We start from the raw sequence: 251 nt of genomic DNA, 5'->3' as shown, positions 1-251 counted from the left end.
GGCGGCCGATCTCGCGTTCACCATCGAGGAGACGGCGACACGGCTGTGTGACGCCGGACCGGAGCGCTCCGACAGCGAGTGCGAGGTCGTGTGTCGCGTGCTCGGTGGTGGGCCCACCCTGGTCTCGGCGGCCGCGGCCGTCGCCCGGAGCCGGCCCCAGCGCCTGATCGACTCCCGTGGCCTGCCGACCCCGGCCTTGGCCCGCCTCGTGCGGCCGGGTGGGGAGAGCCGGCTCGACGAACTCGTCGACG

1 protein-coding gene is annotated in these 251 nt (G+C 75.3%); it reads left to right on the top strand.

Annotation, left to right across the window (positions count from 1 at the left end):
* A partial coding sequence (locus NVV99_RS26665) for a hypothetical protein (protein WP_260783320.1) occupies positions 1–251 on the top strand: 251 nt, incomplete at both ends.

The sequence above is a fragment of the Rhodococcus sp. PAE-6 genome (genome assembly GCF_025290685.1).
Lineage (GTDB): Bacteria > Actinomycetota > Actinomycetes > Mycobacteriales > Mycobacteriaceae > Rhodococcus > Rhodococcus pyridinivorans.
This window is presented reverse-complemented; position numbering and strand designations above follow the sequence as displayed.